The sequence below is a fragment of the Pseudomonas sp. M47T1 genome (assembly GCF_000263855.1).
Taxonomy (GTDB): domain Bacteria; phylum Pseudomonadota; class Gammaproteobacteria; order Pseudomonadales; family Pseudomonadaceae; genus Aquipseudomonas.
The window spans coordinates 1-778 of record NZ_AJWX01000067.1 but is presented as its reverse complement, the minus strand read 5'-3'; the positions used below and the strand labels follow the sequence as shown (position 1 = coordinate 778).

Annotated in this window: 1 protein-coding gene; it reads left to right on the top strand. The window is 55.8% G+C overall.

Annotated features, from left to right (window positions below):
- On the top strand, positions 1 to 630 hold a 630-nt coding region (locus tag PMM47T1_RS28470), incomplete at its 5' end, for an IS5 family transposase (protein WP_008375924.1).
- Between the last annotated feature and the right edge of the window lie 148 nt (positions 631 to 778).

Here is a 778-nt window from a genome sequence, read left to right as displayed (position 1 = left end):
GGAATTCTGGCCGTGATCAATGGCTATTTGGGCGACCGTGGCCTTTCGCTGCGCCAAGGCACCATCGTGGACGCCACGCTGATCAGCGCGCCCAGTTCGACCAAAAACAAGGACGGTAAGCGCGACCCGGAAATGCATCAAACCAAGAAGGGCAACCCATACTACTTCGGCGCGAAAGCGCATATCGGTACCGATGATGTGTCAGGTCTGGTGCACAGCGTGGTGGTCACTGCGGCCAATGTCGCGGATGTCACCCAGGTCGACAAACTGCTACACGGCGAGGAAAACGTGGTCTGCGCCGACGCTGGCTACACCGGAGTCGACAAGCGAGAAGAACATAAAGGTCGCCCAGTGCTCTGGCAGGTCGCGGCGCGACGAAGCACCTACAAGAAATACGGCAACCGCAGCCTTCTTTACAAAGTCATCCGCAAGATCGAGAAGGTCAAGGCGCAGACACGAGCGAAAGTCGAACATCCGTTCCGGGTGATCAAGCGGCAGTTCGGTTACACCAAGGTGCGCTTCCGTGGTTTGGCGAAAAATACGGCACAGATAGTGACCCTGTTTGCGCTATCGAACCTTTGGATGGCCCGCAGACATTTACTGAGCAGCGCAGGACAGGTGCGCCTGTGATGCAGGAAATGCCTGCTGCGGGAGGTTTTGAACCGCCGAACGCGTAAAACTGATGACGAATCTGAGCGTATTTTTTACGGGATCGCTTTTTTGAGACCTGGGTGCGAGGCTGATAGAAAATGTCGGCCTACTTCAGAGCATCCCTAAA